Origin of the sequence: Streptomyces sp. NPDC021012 (assembly GCF_044333355.1) — a bacterium.
Taxonomy (GTDB): Bacteria; Actinomycetota; Actinomycetes; order Streptomycetales; family Streptomycetaceae; genus Streptomyces.
The window spans coordinates 82300-97132 of record NZ_JBIRQU010000018.1 but is presented as its reverse complement, the minus strand read 5'-3'; the positions used below and the strand labels follow the sequence as shown (position 1 = coordinate 97132).

At 72.8% G+C, this 14833-nt stretch carries 13 protein-coding genes; 6 read left to right on the top strand and 7 right to left on the bottom strand.

Annotated elements, in window-relative coordinates; genetic code table 11:
- The 5 genes from ACH4TP_RS36345 to ACH4TP_RS36325 all read right to left on the bottom strand — a co-directional run bounded on the left by ACH4TP_RS36345 (window position 1) and on the right by ACH4TP_RS36325 (window position 5692).
- Window positions 1-1125, bottom strand: a complete 1125-nt coding sequence (locus ACH4TP_RS36345) for an LLM class flavin-dependent oxidoreductase (RefSeq protein ID WP_389227515.1) — start codon at window positions 1123-1125, stop codon at window positions 1-3.
- A 99-nt stretch (window positions 1126-1224) separates the two neighbouring features.
- Window positions 1225-1986, bottom strand: coding sequence for an SDR family NAD(P)-dependent oxidoreductase (locus ACH4TP_RS36340; RefSeq protein WP_398188251.1), 762 nt, complete (start codon window positions 1984-1986; stop codon window positions 1225-1227).
- A gap of 18 nt (window positions 1987-2004) precedes the next feature.
- The gene (locus tag ACH4TP_RS36335) at window positions 2005-2922 is read right to left on the bottom strand and encodes an LLM class F420-dependent oxidoreductase (RefSeq protein ID WP_398440295.1); all 918 of its coding nucleotides are present in this window, start codon (window positions 2920-2922) and stop codon (window positions 2005-2007) included.
- 195 nt (window positions 2923-3117) lie between these two features.
- On the bottom strand, window positions 3118-4170 hold the full coding sequence (locus ACH4TP_RS36330) for a hypothetical protein (protein WP_398440275.1): 1053 nt from the start codon (window positions 4168-4170) through the stop codon (window positions 3118-3120).
- Between the two features lie 304 nt (window positions 4171-4474).
- The gene (locus ACH4TP_RS36325) at window positions 4475-5692 is read right to left on the bottom strand and encodes an amidohydrolase family protein (protein WP_398440274.1); all 1218 of its coding nucleotides are present in this window, start codon (window positions 5690-5692) and stop codon (window positions 4475-4477) included.
- Window positions 5693-5848: 156 nt separating this feature from the next.
- On the opposite strand from ACH4TP_RS36325, the gene ACH4TP_RS36320 reads away from it, so the two are divergent.
- Together ACH4TP_RS36320 and ACH4TP_RS36315 are read left to right on the top strand one after the other, a co-directional pair.
- The gene (locus tag ACH4TP_RS36320; protein WP_398188260.1) at window positions 5849-8878 is read left to right on the top strand and encodes an AfsR/SARP family transcriptional regulator; all 3030 of its coding nucleotides are present in this window, start codon (window positions 5849-5851) and stop codon (window positions 8876-8878) included.
- Between the two features lie 222 nt (window positions 8879-9100).
- Complete coding sequence (locus ACH4TP_RS36315; protein WP_389227500.1) at window positions 9101-9304, top strand: hypothetical protein; 204 nt, start codon at window positions 9101-9103, stop codon at window positions 9302-9304.
- A gap of 229 nt (window positions 9305-9533) precedes the next feature.
- Here ACH4TP_RS36315 and ACH4TP_RS36310 read toward each other — a convergent pair whose 3' ends face one another.
- Complete coding sequence (locus ACH4TP_RS36310; RefSeq protein ID WP_398440273.1) at window positions 9534-11114, bottom strand: FadD3 family acyl-CoA ligase; 1581 nt, start codon at window positions 11112-11114, stop codon at window positions 9534-9536.
- A gap of 83 nt (window positions 11115-11197) precedes the next feature.
- On the opposite strand from ACH4TP_RS36310, the gene ACH4TP_RS36305 reads away from it, so the two are divergent.
- The 3 genes from ACH4TP_RS36305 to ACH4TP_RS36295 are packed head-to-tail and all read left to right on the top strand — an operon-like array spanning window position 11198 to window position 13560.
- On the top strand, window positions 11198-12340 hold the full coding sequence (locus tag ACH4TP_RS36305; RefSeq protein WP_398440272.1) for a lipid-transfer protein: 1143 nt from the start codon (window positions 11198-11200) through the stop codon (window positions 12338-12340).
- 15 nt (window positions 12341-12355) lie between these two features.
- The gene (locus tag ACH4TP_RS36300; RefSeq protein ID WP_398188266.1) at window positions 12356-12787 is read left to right on the top strand and encodes a Zn-ribbon domain-containing OB-fold protein; all 432 of its coding nucleotides are present in this window, start codon (window positions 12356-12358) and stop codon (window positions 12785-12787) included.
- Window positions 12784-13560: an enoyl-CoA hydratase/isomerase family protein gene (locus tag ACH4TP_RS36295; RefSeq protein WP_398188269.1), complete on the top strand. Its 777-nt coding sequence runs from the start codon at window positions 12784-12786 to the stop codon at window positions 13558-13560. The genes ACH4TP_RS36300 and ACH4TP_RS36295 overlap by 4 nt, the downstream gene beginning before the upstream one ends.
- 47 nt (window positions 13561-13607) lie before the next feature.
- On the opposite strand, the gene ACH4TP_RS36290 is transcribed toward ACH4TP_RS36295, so the two are convergent.
- Complete coding sequence (locus ACH4TP_RS36290; RefSeq protein ID WP_389227484.1) at window positions 13608-14180, bottom strand: hypothetical protein; 573 nt, start codon at window positions 14178-14180, stop codon at window positions 13608-13610.
- A 126-nt stretch (window positions 14181-14306) separates the two neighbouring features.
- Between ACH4TP_RS36290 and ACH4TP_RS36285 the strand changes: the two genes are divergently transcribed.
- Window positions 14307-14807: a hypothetical protein gene (locus ACH4TP_RS36285; protein ID WP_398440271.1), complete on the top strand. Its 501-nt coding sequence runs from the start codon at window positions 14307-14309 to the stop codon at window positions 14805-14807.
- The last annotated feature ends 26 nt before the right edge of the window (window positions 14808-14833 follow it).

Here is a 14833-nt window from a genome sequence, read left to right as displayed (position 1 = left end):
TCAGTTCCCCGCCGCCTGGCGGAAGCGCGTCGTGCGGTGGACCGGGTCCGTGTCGATCTTCGGGATGACGTGCTCGCCGATCAGCTTGATCGAGTTCATCGTGTCCTCGTACGAGATCCCGATCGGGAGGCCGAAGGACAGCTGGTCGGCGCCGGCCTGCTCCCACCGCTTGCACTGGGCGAGGACCTCGGAGGGGTCGCCGCAGATCATCAGCTCCTCCTGGATGAGGAGTTCGATGATCTCCGCCGAGTACTCGGGGAGGAGTTCGGGCCACTCGGGGATGCCCTCGGGGCGCGGGAAGGTGTCGTGGTAGCGGAAGAGGAGGGACTGGAGGTAGTTGAGGCCTCCGCCGACCGCGATCTCGACGGCCTTCTCGTGGGTCTCGGCGCAGATCGCGGTCGAGGTCACCATGACGTTGTCGTTGACGAAGTCGCCGACCGCCTTGGCCTCCTTGATCGCGTTCTTGTAGGACTCGACGACCCACTCCATGTCGGAGACCTTCTGGACGCTGAAGCCGAGGACGCCGAGGCCCATCTTGCCCGCCATGGCGTACGAGCTCGGCGAACCGGCCGCGTACCACATGGCGGGGTGGGACTTCCCGTACGGCTTGGGGAGGACCTTGCGGGGCGGCAGCGACCAGTGCTTGCCCTGGAAGCCGACGTACTCGTCCTGGAGCCACATCTTGGGGAACTCGGCGATGGTCTCCTCCCAGATCTCCTTCGTGTGGTTCATGTCGGTGATGCCCGGCATGAACCCGAGGATCTCGTGGGAGCCCGCCCCGCGCCCGGAGCCGAACTCGAAGCGGCCGCCGGAGAGGTGGTCGAGCATGGCGACCTTCTCGGCGACCTTCACCGGGTGGTTGACGGGGGCGAGGGGGTTGAAGATGCCGGAGCCGAGGTGGATCCGGTCGGTGGCGTGGGCGAGGTAGCCCAGGTAGACGTCGTTGGCGGAGAGGTGCGAGTACTCCTCCAGGAAGTGGTGCTCGGAGGCCCAGGCGTACTTGAAGCCCGACCTGTCCGCCTGGATGACGTACTCGGTCTCCTCCATGAGGGCCTTGTGCTCGGCTTCGGGATCGGTCTCGGCGCGCTTGCCGACGTATCCCTGTACGAAGATCCCGAATTCCAAGGGGGTTCACCGTCCTCATCGTTTCTGACGAGTCGTCAGATTCCTTGATGTGCCCGACTCTCGCACCGCGCGGGGGGTGCGTCAATACCTGACGACTCGTCAGAACAGGCTCACGCCCGCCAGCCAGCCGCCGTCGATCACGAACGGCTGGCCCGTGATGTACGCCGAGTCCTCCCCGGTCAGGAAGAGCGCGAGGGCCGCCACCTCCTCCGGCCGCCCGATCCGGCCGAGCGGCACGAGCTTGCGGTACAGCTCGGCGGTGGCCGCCGGGTCCACGCCCTCCGGATTGCTCATCGGGGTGTCGATCGCCCCCGGGCAGACCGCGTTCACCCGGATGCCCTTCGCGGCCAGCTCCAGGGCGGCGACCCGGGTGAGCCCGAGCACGGCGTGCTTGCTCGCCGCGTAGGCGCCGACCCCGGCCATGCCGGTGATCCCCGTGTACGAGGCGGTGTTCACGATCGTCCCGCCGCCGGCCGCCGCGATCTCGGGCGCGACCGTGCGGATGCCCAGGAAGCAGCCGGTCTGGTTGACGGAGACGATCGCCCGGAACTCGTCGAGCGGGGTCGAGACGAGCTCGTTGAAGCGGAGGATGCCCGCGTTGTTCACCAGCCCGTCGATCTTCCCGAAGCGCTCCCTGGCCGCCGCCACGGCCGCCGTCCAGTCGTCCTCGCTCGTCACGTCCAGGCGGACGTACGCGGCCCGCTCCTCCCCCAGCTCCTTGGCCAGCGCCTCCCCGGCCTCGTCCAGGACGTCCCCGAGGACCACCTTCGCGCCCTCGGCGGCGAACAGCCGGGCCTCCTGCTCGCCCTGCCCGCGCGCCGCGCCGGTGACGAGGACGACCCGCCCGTCGAGCTTGCCCATGTCCGTACTCCCTGCTTCTCAGAGGTGGGGGGCGACCTCCGTGCCGAAGGCCGCCATCTGGTCGATGAGTTCGGTACGGCTCCGGGACCGGAACCGGACCTGGATCTGGTGCACGCCCATCTCCCCGTACGCGCGCAGGGAGGCCGCGAGCTCCTCCGGCCGGCCGCTCAGGGTGCGCCGGCCGACCTCCCAGCCGGGCGTGCCGACGTACAGCGCCTCGGTGATCGCGCCGACGGTGACCGGCTCGGCGATCCCGGCCTCGGTGCGCAGCCGCAGCAGCCGCTGGATCTGCGCCGCGAGCCTGTCGCGCGGGTCGCCCTGCGGCAGCCAGCCGTCCCCCTTGAGGGCGGCCCGGCGCACGGCGGCCGGGGAGGAGCCGCCCACCCAGAGCGGGACCCGCTCCTGCGCGGGCCGGGGCAGCTGCCCGAGGTCCTTGAAGGCGAACCGCTCCCCCAGGTGCTCCGGGTACTCCTCGGGCCCGAGGGCCGCCCGCAGCGCGTCGAGCGTCTCGTCGAGCACGGCGCCCCGGCGCGCGAAGTCCACCCCGAGCGCCTCGAACTCCTCCTGGACGTGCCCGGCGCCGACCCCGAGGACCAGCCTGCCGCCGGAGAGGTGGTCGAGCGTCGCGTACGCCTTGGCCGTCACCAGCGGATGGCGCAGCCCGACGACGGCGACGTGCGCGAGCAGCCGGACCCGCTCGGTCGCGGCGGCCAGGAAGGAGAGCGTGGCCACCGGGTCGTACCAGACGGTGGACATCGGCCCGGCGAGCCGGCGCGGGATGGCGACGTGGTCGCAGCTCGCGAGGTAGTCGAAGCCGTGGGCGTCGGCGGCGCGCGCGACGGCGAGCAGATCCGCCGGGCCGGCGGCCGCCTCCCAGGGCTCGGCGTAGAGGGTGCTCTGCGACTGGACCGGCAGCTGCATGCCGTAGACCACCATGGGGACCCCCTTGCACTGGATCTGACGGATCGTCACTTCGACGAGCAGGCCCATGCTCGTACCTGACGACCCATCAGGCAAGGGGTGGGGGACGACGCGCCCCCGCCCGGACGGCGCGGGGCCGTCCGGGCGGGGGCTTTCTTCGTGCTCCGGGGTCTTCTTCGTACTCCGGGGCTTTCCTCGTACTCCGGTGTGTCAGACGTTGCCCGCCGCGCCGGCCGCCCTCACGTGGCGCACCACGGCCGTGCCGGCCAGGCAGACGACGGCCAGGGCGCACAGGAGCGCCAGCGCCTTCGCCCAGGCGAAGGAGGTGCCGAGGCTGCCGCCCAGCAGGTCGCCGCCACGGGCGCCCGCGACTCCGTGGAGCGCGATGACGAAGACGGCGGTCCCCGCGGCGGCGGCCCAGGCGATCAGGGTGTCCCGGGCCGCGAGCCACACCGCGCACGCCAGGCAGAGCACGGTGACGACCACGGACAGCGCCTGCGCGTCGCCGCCCGAGCGCAGGCCCGAGAGGTCCGTCGGCAGGTGGATGAGACCGCAGGCGAACAGCGCGAGCGCCGCCGGCCACCGCAGCACCGAGCGCAGCGCGGGCGAGGAGGCGGTGTGGCTGCCGGGGCCCGCGGCCAGGGCGCCGTCCAGGGGGGACCTGGCGGTGCCGCGTTTCCTGGCGCTCTTGGCGGTGGCGGCGTTCTTGACGTCGCCGGCGTTCTTGACGTCGCCGGCGTTCTTGGCGTCGTTGGCGTTCTTGGTGGCGGTGGCGGTGGTGGCCGGTGCGGCTCCCCCGCCCCCGGTGGACCGCCAGTCGCTGCTGTCGGCGCCGAGGATGCCGACGAGCCGGACCACGTCCTCGACCGGCCGGCCCACCGCCGCGGCGCGGAGCGTGGTCTCGGCCTGGTGGAGGTCGTATCCGGAGGCGTTCAGGAGCGCGAGCAGCTGGCGCACCTCCTCCAGCGGGCGGGTGACGGCCGCGGCGCGGAGCGCCACGTCGGCGGGGCTGGAGAGTTCGCCGGTCTCCTGGAGGCGGGCCACCAGCGCGGCGACCTCCTCCACCGGCCGCTCGGTCGCCGCCGTCGTCAGCAGCGTGCGGACCGCTTCGTCGCCCACCTCGTCGCCCGGCTCGTCACGGGAGGCGGGGGCCTCCGGAGCGGTCTGCTCCTCCGGGGCGACAGAGCCCTCCGGAGCGACAGGGGCCTCCGAGGCGACAGGGGCCTCCGAAGCGGCGGGGAGCACCGAGGTGGCCGGGAGCACCGAGACCGAGGAGACAACCGACGGGCGGGGCGGGGCGGTCGGTCCTATGTGTTCTGCGTCGTCGTCCGCCGGGGGGAAATGCGGGAGGTCGGGGGTCATGTCTCTCAGGCTCCGTTCGCGGACACCCCCCGGAGGGGACGTCCACATGGCTGTTCGTGATGTGCAAGAAACGCACACTTGACTACTATTTGCGCGCACTCCCTGACACTCCGCCATCAGGAGGCCGCCCCACTGGGCCGATGAGGTGACGAACGGCCGGGCCCTCCGAGGAGGACCCGGCCGTGATCCCCCGGACGAGCCGGGCCTACGGACGCCAGAGGCCCTCCGGCGACAGTCCGAGGAGGTCGATCGCGTTGCCGCGTACGATCCGCTCGACGACGTCCCCGGGCAGGTGCCCCATCTGCGCCTCGCCGACCTCCTTCGACTTGGGCCAGGTGGAGTCCGAGTGCGGGTAGTCGGTCTCGTACAGGACGTTCGCCGCCCCGATCGCGTCGAGGTTGCGCAGCCCGAAGGCGTCGTCGAAGAAGCAGCCGAAGACGTGGCCGGCGAAGAGCTCCGAGGGCGGCCGGGTGACCTTGTCGGCGACGCCGCCCCAGGCCCGGTTCTCCTCCCAGACGACGTCCGCGCGCTCCAGGATGTACGGGATCCAGCCGATCTGCCCCTCCGCGTACATGATCCGCAGGTTCGGGAAGCGCTCGAACTTGCCGCTCATCAGCCAGTCGACCATCGAGAAGCAGCAGTTGGCGAAGGTGATGGTGGAGCCGACGGCCGGCGGGGCGTCCGCCGAGGTGGACGGCATCCGGCTGGAGGAGCCGATGTGCATGGCGATGACCGTGCCGGTCTCGTCGCAGGCGCGGAAGAAGGGGTCCCAGTGGTCGGTGTGGACCGAGGGGAGCCCGAGGTGCGGCGGGATCTCGGAGAAGGCGACGGCCCGCACCCCGCGCGCGGCGTTGCGGCGGACCTCGGCGGCGGCGAGCTCCGGGTCCCAGAGCGGGATGAGGGTGAGCGGGATCAGGCGTCCGTACGCCTCGGGCCCGCACCACTCCTCGACCATCCAGTCGTTGTAGGCGCGGACGCAGAGCAGCCCGAGCTCGCGGTCGGAGGCCTCGGTGAAGGTCTGGCCGCAGAAGCGGGGGAAGGTGGGGAAGCAGAGCGCGGACTGGACGTGGTTGACGTCCATGTCGGCGAGCCGGGCGGCGACGTCGTACGAGCCGGGCCGCATCTGCTCGTACGTGATGACTTCGAGGCGTATCTCGTCCCGGTCGTAGCCGACGGCGGTGTCGAGGCGTGTGAGGGGCCTGTGCAGATCCTCGTACACCCACCAGTCGCCGATCGGCCCGTCGTCCCCCCGCTCGCCCATGACCGGGGCGAACTTTCCGCCGAGGAAGGTCATTTCCTTGAGGGGGGCGCGGACGATCCGGGGTCCGGTGCCGCGGTACCGGGACGGGAGCCGGTCCTGCCAGACGTGCGGGGGCTCCACGGTGTGGTCGTCCACCGAGATGATCTTCGGGAAGGTCTCCATGGCTTTCACGGTAGCGCTGATCTGACGGTCCGTCAGCTGTTGGGGGCCGGAACCCCGGGGGTCACGGCTCCACAACGGCCGACCCGATGCTGACGGACCCCCTCCGGACAAGGCAGACTGTCCAGGGCGAAACCAGCGGTAGGGGCAGGGGGAGCGATGGACCGTGAGAACGGGCCGCGAGTTCCGGCGCAGCGGGCTCCGAGGATGAGCCCGACGGCTCCGGTGGGCGAAGTGACGGACACCGGCACAGACGCGGAGGCCGACGTGCACGCCGAAACCGACACGAACGCCTCCGGCGGAGGGCTCCGCTTCGGCGTGCTCGGCCCCGTCCGCGCCTGGCGCGACGGCGCACCCGTCCCCACCGGCTCCCCGCAGCAGCGCGCCCTGCTCGCCGCGCTGCTCCTGCGCGGCGGCCGCACCGCCACCGCGCACGAGCTGATCGACGCGCTCTGGGGCGAGGAACCGCCCTCGCAGGCGCTCGCCGCGGTCCGTACGTACGCCTCCCGGCTCCGCAAGGCCCTCGACCCGAACGTCCTGGTCAGCGAGTCCGGCGGCTACGCGATCCGCACCACCGCCCTCGACGTGACCGAGGCCCAGGAGCTGGCCGCCGAGGCGGACAAGCTGCGCGCGGCCGGGGACCGGACGGCCGCGCGGGCGAGGCTCGCCGAGGCGCTGGACCTGTGGGACGGCGAGGTGCTGGCCTCGGTGCCGGGCCCGTACGCCGAGACGCAGCGGGCCCGCCTGGAGGAATGGCGCCTCACCCTCCTGGAGACCCGCCTCGACATCGACCTGGAGGTCGGCGCGCACGCGGAGGCCGTCTCCGAACTGACCGCCCTCACCGCCGCGCACCCCCTGCGGGAGCGCCTGCGCGAACTCCTCATGCTCGCCCTCTACCGCAGCGGACGGCAGGCGGAGGCCCTCGCGGTCTACGCGGACACCCGCCGCCTCCTCGCCGACGAGCTCGGCGTCGACCCGACCCCCGAACTCTCCCGCCTCCAGCAGCGCATCCTCCAGGCCGACGCCGAACTCGCCCGCCCGGTCGAGGAGCCCGCGCCCGCCGCCGCCCCCATGGCCCGCCCGGCCCAGCTCCCGGCCACGGTCCCCGACTTCACGGGCCGGGGCGCCTTCGTACGCGAACTCGGCGCCCGGCTCGCCACCGCCGAGGGCCACGTCATGGCGGTCTCGGCGCTCGCGGGCATCGGCGGCGTCGGCAAGACGACGCTCGCCGTGCACGTCGCCCACGAGGCCCGCCCGCACTTCCCGGACGGCCAGCTGTACGTGGACCTCCAGGGCGCCGGCAACCGCCCCGCCGCCCCCGAGACGGTCCTCGGCTCCTTCCTCCGGGCCCTCGGCACGGCGGACTCGGCCATCCCGGACTCGCTCGACGAGCGGGCGGCGCTCTACCGCTCGACGCTCGACGGCCGCCGGGTCCTGGTCCTGCTGGACAACGCCCGCGACGCGGCCCAGATCCGCCCCCTGCTCCCCGGCACGTCGGGCTGCGCGGCCCTGGTCACGAGCCGCATCCGCATGGTCGACCTGGCGGGCGCGCACCTGGTGGACCTGGACGTGATGTCCCCGGAGGAGGCCCTCCAGCTGTTCACGAGGATCGTGGGCGAGGAGCGGGTGCAGTCGGAGCGGGAGGCGGCCCTCGACGTGGTCGCGGCCTGCGGCTTCCTCCCCCTCGCGATCCGCATCGCCGCCTCCCGCCTCGCGGCCCGCCGCACCTGGACGGTCTCCGTCCTGGCCGCCAAGCTCGCGGACGAGCGCCGCCGCCTCGACGAACTCCAGGCGGGCGACCTCGCGGTCAAGGCCACCTTCGAACTCGGCTACGGCCAGCTCGAACCGGCCCAGGCCCGCGCCTTCCGCCTCCTGGGCCTGGCGGACGGCCCGGACATCTCGCTCGTCGCCGCGGCGGCGGTCCTGGACCTCCCCCTCTGGGACACGGAGGACCTCCTGGAGGCCCTCGTCGACACCTCCCTCCTGGAGTCCGCGGCTCCCGGTCGCTACCGCTACCACGACCTCGTCCGCCTCTACGCGCGTGCATGCGCGGACCGCGACGAACAGCCCCCGTCGGAGAAGGAGGCGGCCCTGTCGCGCCTCCTGGACTTCTACCTCTCGACGGCGGCCCGGGTGTACGCCATCGAGCGCCCCGGCGACCGCCTGGTCGACCACCTCGAACCCACCTCCTACGACGGCCTCGCCTTCACCGACCGCCACCAGGCCCAGGACTGGCTCTACGCCGAGGCCAACTCCCTCCTGGCCACCGTCCGCCAGTCGGCCTCGTCCCCGTCGACGCTGCGGCGGGGGGTCGACCTGCTGTGGGCTTCGCTGGACCTCGCGGAGTCGGGGGCGAACTCGAAGGAGTACGAGGCGGTGGCGACGGTGCTGCGGGAGGCGGCGAAGGGGGCGGGGGACGTACGGGCGGAGGGGCGGGCGGCGCTGACGCTGGCGTACGTCCACCACCATCAGGGCCGCTTCGACCAGGCCGAGCAGGAGGCCGAGGAGGTCGTCCGCATGGCCCGGTCCGTGGACGATCCGCTCCCCACCTGCTGGGCCTCGAACGCCAGGGGCGCCATCGCGCTCTACCAGACGCGGTACGAGGACGGGGACAGGCACCTCACCCTGGCCATCGCCGAGTTCCGCAAGGCCGGGGACCGGGCCGGCGAAGCCGCGGCCCTCTGCAACCTCTCCCGCATCCGCCTGGCGACGGGCCGGCAGGAGGACGCCGTCCGCATGGCCCAGCAAGGCGTGGACAGGTACGACGAGATGGGCCACGCCCTGAGGGGAGCGAACGGACGCTACGCCCTCGGCCTCGCGCTCACCGAGAGCGGACAGCTCGCGGCAGCGGGCGAACGGCTCCGCGAGGCCCTCGCTGTCTTCGTCGACTGCCGCCAGAGGCTGTGGGAGGGCATGAGCCTCTTCCGCATCGCCGAGGTCGACATCGCGGCCCGGCGGTACGGGGCCGCGGCCGCGTGCGCGGAGAAGGCGCTCACCGTCCTCCGGGGCATCGGCGGCGACTGGCGCAGGGGTCAGGTCCTCACCGTGCTCGGCCGGGCCCTGGCGGGCATCGGGCAGTCGGGCCGTGCCCAGGTCTGCTGGCAGGAAGCGCTGGACATCTACGAGGAGCTGTCGGTGCCGGAGGCGTCCGAGGTCAGGACGCTGCTGGCCCGCCAGACGGCCGCCTGACCCCAGGCCCGCCGAGGCTCGTTCATCATTCGTTTATCGCCACCCGGCAGAGTTCTTCTCAACGATCCGTCGCGTCGGGGGGCAGGCGGGTCGCCGGTGAGGTCATCACCCGGACGCACTAGGGTGAACGGCCCTGAGGAGCCCGTCCGACCGTCCACGGGGGAACAGCCGGACGGGCTCCACCCACCAGCACGCGAAGCCATCCACCAGGAGGGGACCGTCATGAGCGACATCGACGCCACCAACCCGATCGTCAAGCCGCAGGACCTGCATGCCACGGGTACCGGCAGCGAGCAGATCGTCACCAAGGACCTGCACGCCACGTCCGAGCCCGCGAACGCGATCGCGGACAAGATCCTCACCCGGGATCAGGCGCCCGTCGCCACGACCGACGACCTGCACGCCACGTCCGAGCCGGCCAACTAAGCCACTCCCGACGGGGAACGGCCGCGGCGGCGACTTCGGGGGAGCCGCCGGGGCCAACCAGGGAGGTCCGGTCGACGGGGGAGCACACGGGCTCGGGGGACGCCCGACGGAACCAGGGGGAACCGTCAGGGCAGGGACCGTGCGCAACGCGATCGGACCGCCGCACGAGGAGGGGCCGGGCAGATGCCCGGCCCCTCCTCTCGTGTCGGCCGGCCCGTCGGCCGGACCCTCAGCCCCGCGCCCGCAGCTCCCCCTTCACCACCTTCCCGCTCGCGTTCCTCGGGAGTTCGGGCACGAACTCGACCTCGCGCGGGACCTTGTAGTTGGCCATCTCGCGCCGGGACCAGGCGATGAGGTCGTCCGCGGTGACGGCCGCGCCCGGTCGGCGGACCGCGAAGGCCTTGCCGACCTCGCCGAGGCGGGGGTCGGGGATGCCGATGACGGCGACGTCGGCGATGTCGGGGTGGAGGCCGAGGAGCTGTTCGATCTCGGCGGGGTAGGCGTTGAAGCCGCCGACGATGAACATGTCCTTGAGGCGGTCGGTGATGCGGAGGTTGCCCGACGGGTCCAGGACGCCGATGTCGCCGGTGCGGAGCCAGCCGTCCGGGTCGGTCGTCGCCGCCGTCGCCGCCTCGTCCTCGAAGTAGCCCCGCATGACGTTGTGGCCCCTGACCAGGACCTCGCCCGTGTCGGAGAGGCGGACCTCCGTGCCGGGGATCGGGCGGCCCGAGGTGGTGGCGACCGTCTCGTCGGGGTCGTCGCGGCGGCACATGGTGACGATGCCGCTCGCCTCGGAGAGGCCGTACGCGGTGAGGACCGTGGTCACGCCGAGTTCGGTGCGGAGGCGTTCGACGAGGCGGAGGGGGACGACGGCGGCGCCCGTGACGACGAGGCGGAGGGTGGAGAGGCCGGGGGCGGGGCGGGACGGGTGGTCCAGGAGGGACTGGTGGAGGGTGGGCGGGCCGGGGAGGACGGTGACGCGTTCGGCGGCGATGTTGGCGAGGACGGTGTCGGCGGTGAAGACGGACTGCGGGATGATCACCGCGCCCCGCATGAGGCAGGCGAGGATGCCGGCCTTGTAGCCGAAGGTGTGGAAGAAGGGGTTGACCACGAGGTAGCGGTCGCCCTCCGCGAGGCCGGCGAGCTCGGACCAGATCGCGAAGCAGCGCAGGGACTGGGCGTGGCTGATGACGGCGCCCTTGGGCCGGCCGGTGGTGCCGGAGGTGTAGATGATGTCGGAGGGGGCGTCGGGGTCGATGCCGTCGGCGCGGGCGCGGACCCGGGCGGCCGGGATGCCGTCGCCCGCCGCGAGGAAGGCCTTCCAGGTCGTCCAGCCCGGCTCGTCGGGGGCGGTGTCACCGAGGACCACCGCCCGCTCCAGGTCGGGGAGCGCGATGCCCGAGCGGCGCAGGGAGGCCACGTACGAGGTGCCGAGGAAGGTGCCGGTGACGAAGAGCAGCCTGGCGCGGGAGCGGCGGAGGACGTCGGCGGCCTCGGCGCCCTTGAAGCGGGTGTTGAGGGGGACGAGGACGGCGCCGGCGGTGACGGCGCCGAGGGCGGAGACGATCCAGTCGAGGGTGTTGGGGGCCCAGACCGCGACCCGGTCCCCCGTCCGTATCCCGGTGGCGAGGCAGGCGGCGGCGGCCCGTTCGACGCGTTCGCCGAGTTCGGCGTAGCTGACGCGGACGCGGCCGTCGACGACGGCCTCCCGCGGCCCGTACCGCTCGGCCGCCGCCCGTACGAGCCCGGGGATCGTGCCCCACTCCAGGTCACCGCGCGGGTCGCCGTCCGGGTCCATGCTCGCGTCCATACCCCACCTCCCGTAGCTGACTATCCGTCAGATTAGTTGTAGCCTGACGCGCTGTCAGCAGTGCTGCCCCATGAGGAGGTTCGGTGCTCAAGGACGCCACGGCCATCGTCGGAATTGGACAGACCGCCTTCGCGAAACAGCTCCCCGAGACCGAGAAGACCCTCGCCTGCCGGGCGATCCTCGCCGCCCTCGACGACGCGGGCATCGACCCCTCGGAAGTCGACGCCTTCGCCTCGTACACGATGGAGGAGACCGACGAGGTCGAGGTGGCGAAGGCCATCGGGGCCGGTGACGTCACCTTCTTCAGCAAGGTGGGGTACGGAGGGGGAGGTTCCTGCGCCACCGTCGGGCACCTCGCCGCCGCCGTCGCCACCGGGCAGGCGAGCGTCGGCGTCGCCTGGCGGTCCCGGAAGCGCGGCTCCGGGCCCCGCCCCTGGAAGAACACCGCCGTCCAGCTGCCCACCCCCGGCCAGTGGACCCGCCCCTTCGGGCTGCTCCGCCCCGCCGACGAGATCGGGATGCTCGCCCGCCGCTACATGCACGAGTACGGCGCCACCCGCGACCACCTCTTCAACGTCGCCCTGGCCTGCCGCAACCGCGCCAACCAGAACCCCGCCGCGATCATGTACGAGCGGCCGCTGACCCGCGAGATGTACATGACCGCCCGCTGGATCAGCGAACCCCTCTGCCTCTTCGACAACTGCCTGGAGACCGACGGGGCGCTGGCCTGCGTGATCGTCTCCGCCGAGCGCGCCCGCGACTGCCGGCAGAAGCCGGTGTACGTGCACTCCGCCGCCCAGGGCCTGCCCTCCCAGCACCACGGCATGGTCAACTACTGGAACGACGACCCGCTCTCCGGCCCCGCCTGGACCGCCGCCCGCCACCTCTGGAAGCAGGCCGACTTCGGCCCCGCCGACGTGGACGTCGCCCAGATCTACGACGCCTTCACCCCGCTCGTCCCGCTCTCCCTGGAGGGCTACGGCTTCTGCGGACGAGGGGAGGGGGCCGCCTTCACCGAGGGCGGCGCCCTGGAGATCGGCGGACGGCTGCCGCTCAACACCGGCGGCGGCGGGCTCTCCGAGGCGTACGTGCACGGCTTCAACCTCATCAACGAGGGCGTGAAGCAGCTCCGCGGCACCTCCACCGCCCAGGTCCCCGACGCGGCCACCTGCCTGGTCACGGCGGGCGAGGGCGTCCCCACATCCGCCATCCTGCTGCGATCCTGAGGAGTTGACCCCGTCATGCTGACACCGGTCGTCGACGAGGACGGCGCCCCCTTCTGGGAGTACGCCGCCCGGGGCGAGCTCCGCGTCCAGGCCTGCGCGGCCCCCGACTGCGGCGAGCTCCGCTTCCCGCCCCGCCCCTGCTGCCCGCACTGCCGGTCCTTCGACAGCGAGTGGCGGCTCATGTCCGGACGCGGCCGCATCTGGTCGTACGTCCTCCCCCACCCGCCGCTCCTGCCCGAGTACGCCGCCCAGGCCCCGTACAACGCGGTCCTCGTCGAGCTCGCCGAAGCCCCCCGCATCCGTCTCGCCGGGAACGTCGTCGCCACCCCTGACGCCCCGCTGAACTCGGTCGACCCGGCCCGGCTCCGCATCGGCGCCGCCGTCCGCGTCGCCTTCGCCGAGGTCGACGGCGTCACCGTCCCCCGCTGGCTCCTGGAGCGGTCATGAGCGTCCGCGTCGAGCGCGACAAGGAGACCGGGGTCGCGGTCGTCACCCTCGACCGGCCGGAGAAGCACAACGCGATCACCCTGGGGATGGCCCGTGAACTCTCCGCCTTCTGGCGGGGGTTCCGGTACGAGGACGAGGTCCGCGCGATCGTCGTCACCGGGGCCGGCGGGCGGGCCTTCTGCACCGGCATCGACCGCGAGGACGCCGGAAGGGTGCCGCAGCCCTCCTCCCCGTACACGATCGACGACCCCCTCCTCACCATCGGCCCCAAGGCGAACGACCTGTGGAAACCGGTGATCGCCGCCGTCGAGGGCATGGCCTGCGGCGGGGCCTTCTACCTGCTCGGCGAGGCGGAGTTCCTGATCGCGGGCGAGAGCGCCACCTTCTTCGACCCGCACACCGCCTACGGGATGGTCAGCGCCTTCGAGACCGTCCACATGGCGCAGCGGATGCCGTACGGGGAGATCGCCCGGATGGCCCTCATGGGCACCGCCGAGCGGGTCACCGCCCGGCGCGCGTACGAGACGGGGCTCGTCAGCGAGGTGACCGGGCCGGGCGGGGCGCTCGAAGCCGCCCGCGAGGCCGCCGCCGTCATCGCTTCCTACCCGACGGAGGCCGTCCAGGGCACGGTCCGGGCCCTCTGGTCCACCAAGGAACCCTCCCGCTCCCAGGCCCTCGCCCACGCCCCGCACCTGGTGACCCTGGGGAACCTGCCGGCGGACCGGCAGGCGGAGCTGTTCGTCCGGAGGGGAGGCGGGCACCGGCTGCGATGAACCGCCTCGGCACGACGCCGATCCGCTGGAGCCGACCCCCGCCGGGACTACTTCTTCCGCACGTCGTACACGTAGCAGTTCCTGACCTTGTCGACGGCCTTCGGGTTCTTCATCGCGACCTCGAAGGTCCTGTCCTCGTAGCCGCCGACCGTGACGACGGTGGTGACCGAGTCGACCGCCGAACCGGTGACCCCCTTGAACTCCAGGGTCACCTCGTACGTCCCCGCGAGGGCGTCGTGCGAGGTGATCCTCAGGGTGGACGTGGTGTCCGCCTTGCGGGCGGGCCTGCCCTTGCGCTTCTTCTGGGCGGGCTTCACGCAGTCGACGACCACGACCTCGACCGGGGCGGAGGTGGGGGAAGGGCTGGCGCTGGGCGTGGAGCCGTTCGAGCCGTCGTAGTCCTCGTAGTCGTCGTTGCGCTGCTCGTCGCTGGAGCAGCCGCCGCCCGAGTCGTCGTCATCGTGGCCGGAGTGGCTCCGGCTCTTGCTCTTGCCGCTCTTGCTCTTCCCGCTGCCGCCACTGCTGCCGTGGCCGTGGCCGCCCTTGCCGGTGTGGAAACCGGTCAGCGCGAGGACCACCACGGTGAGCGTCGCCGCCAGCTTCAGACGCGTCCGTACCATCGCTCCCACCCCGTCCTGCGTGTCGTGTCCGCGCCACCCTAGCGTCGGGCCCGCGCCGCATGGCGGGCCCCCCGCACCCGGCGTAGCGTCGGGAGCGGGAGCGGGACCCGCGAGGAGGCCGCAGCGATGATCCGCAACGCCGTCGGCTCCGTCCTGGCTCTCGCCGGAGCGACGGCCGCCGTCTGGAGCCCCTTCCGTGCCTGGTACGACGGCCGTCACGGACGCGACTACGGCATCGGCGAGCTGTTCACCGGCGTCACCGACGCCAAGGCCGACGTCCTGGGCTCGGTCCTGCTGCCCTTCGCCTTCGCGGCCCTCGTCACCCTCGTCGGCGTACTGCTCCGCTCCCGCCTGCTCGTCGCCCTCGCCGGGCTCGTCGTCCTCGGCTTCACCATCCTGTGGATGGTGCGGGTCGGCCAGGCGGAGGGCAGCCTCACGATCGACACCGACGGAACGGGCCTCGGGTACGGGGTCGCGATCGCCTTCGGCGGCGGGGTCCTGCTGCTCCTCGGCGCGCTCGTCATGTCGGGCCGCGGGCACGCCCGCCGACTGGAGCTGCCGCGCGCGGACCGCCCGCCGGACCACGTGGACCGCCCGCCGGACGAGCAGTCGCCGCCCCGGGAGTAGCCCGGGGCGGCGACCGCCTGTGCCTA

Excerpts from the sequence above, each read along its gene's own strand:
- ACH4TP_RS36310 (WP_398440273.1), bottom strand. The coding sequence starts at position 11,114 with ATGGACGCGAGCATGGACCCGGACGGCGACCCGCGCGGTGACCTGGAG.
- ACH4TP_RS36295 (WP_398188269.1), top strand. The coding sequence starts at position 12,784 with ATGAGCGTCCGCGTCGAGCGCGACAAGGAGACCGGGGTCGCGGTCGTC.
- ACH4TP_RS36300 (WP_398188266.1), top strand. The coding sequence starts at position 12,356 with ATGCTGACACCGGTCGTCGACGAGGACGGCGCCCCCTTCTGGGAGTAC.
- ACH4TP_RS36325 (WP_398440274.1), bottom strand. The coding sequence starts at position 5,692 with ATGGAGACCTTCCCGAAGATCATCTCGGTGGACGACCACACCGTGGAG.
- ACH4TP_RS36340 (WP_398188251.1), bottom strand. The coding sequence starts at position 1,986 with ATGGGCAAGCTCGACGGGCGGGTCGTCCTCGTCACCGGCGCGGCGCGC.
- ACH4TP_RS36315 (WP_389227500.1), top strand. The coding sequence starts at position 9,101 with ATGAGCGACATCGACGCCACCAACCCGATCGTCAAGCCGCAGGACCTG.
- ACH4TP_RS36335 (WP_398440295.1), bottom strand. The coding sequence starts at position 2,922 with ATGGTGGTCTACGGCATGCAGCTGCCGGTCCAGTCGCAGAGCACCCTC.
- ACH4TP_RS36290 (WP_389227484.1), bottom strand. The coding sequence starts at position 14,180 with ATGGTACGGACGCGTCTGAAGCTGGCGGCGACGCTCACCGTGGTGGTC.
- ACH4TP_RS36320 (WP_398188260.1), top strand. The coding sequence starts at position 5,849 with ATGGACCGTGAGAACGGGCCGCGAGTTCCGGCGCAGCGGGCTCCGAGG.
- ACH4TP_RS36285 (WP_398440271.1), top strand. The coding sequence starts at position 14,307 with ATGATCCGCAACGCCGTCGGCTCCGTCCTGGCTCTCGCCGGAGCGACG.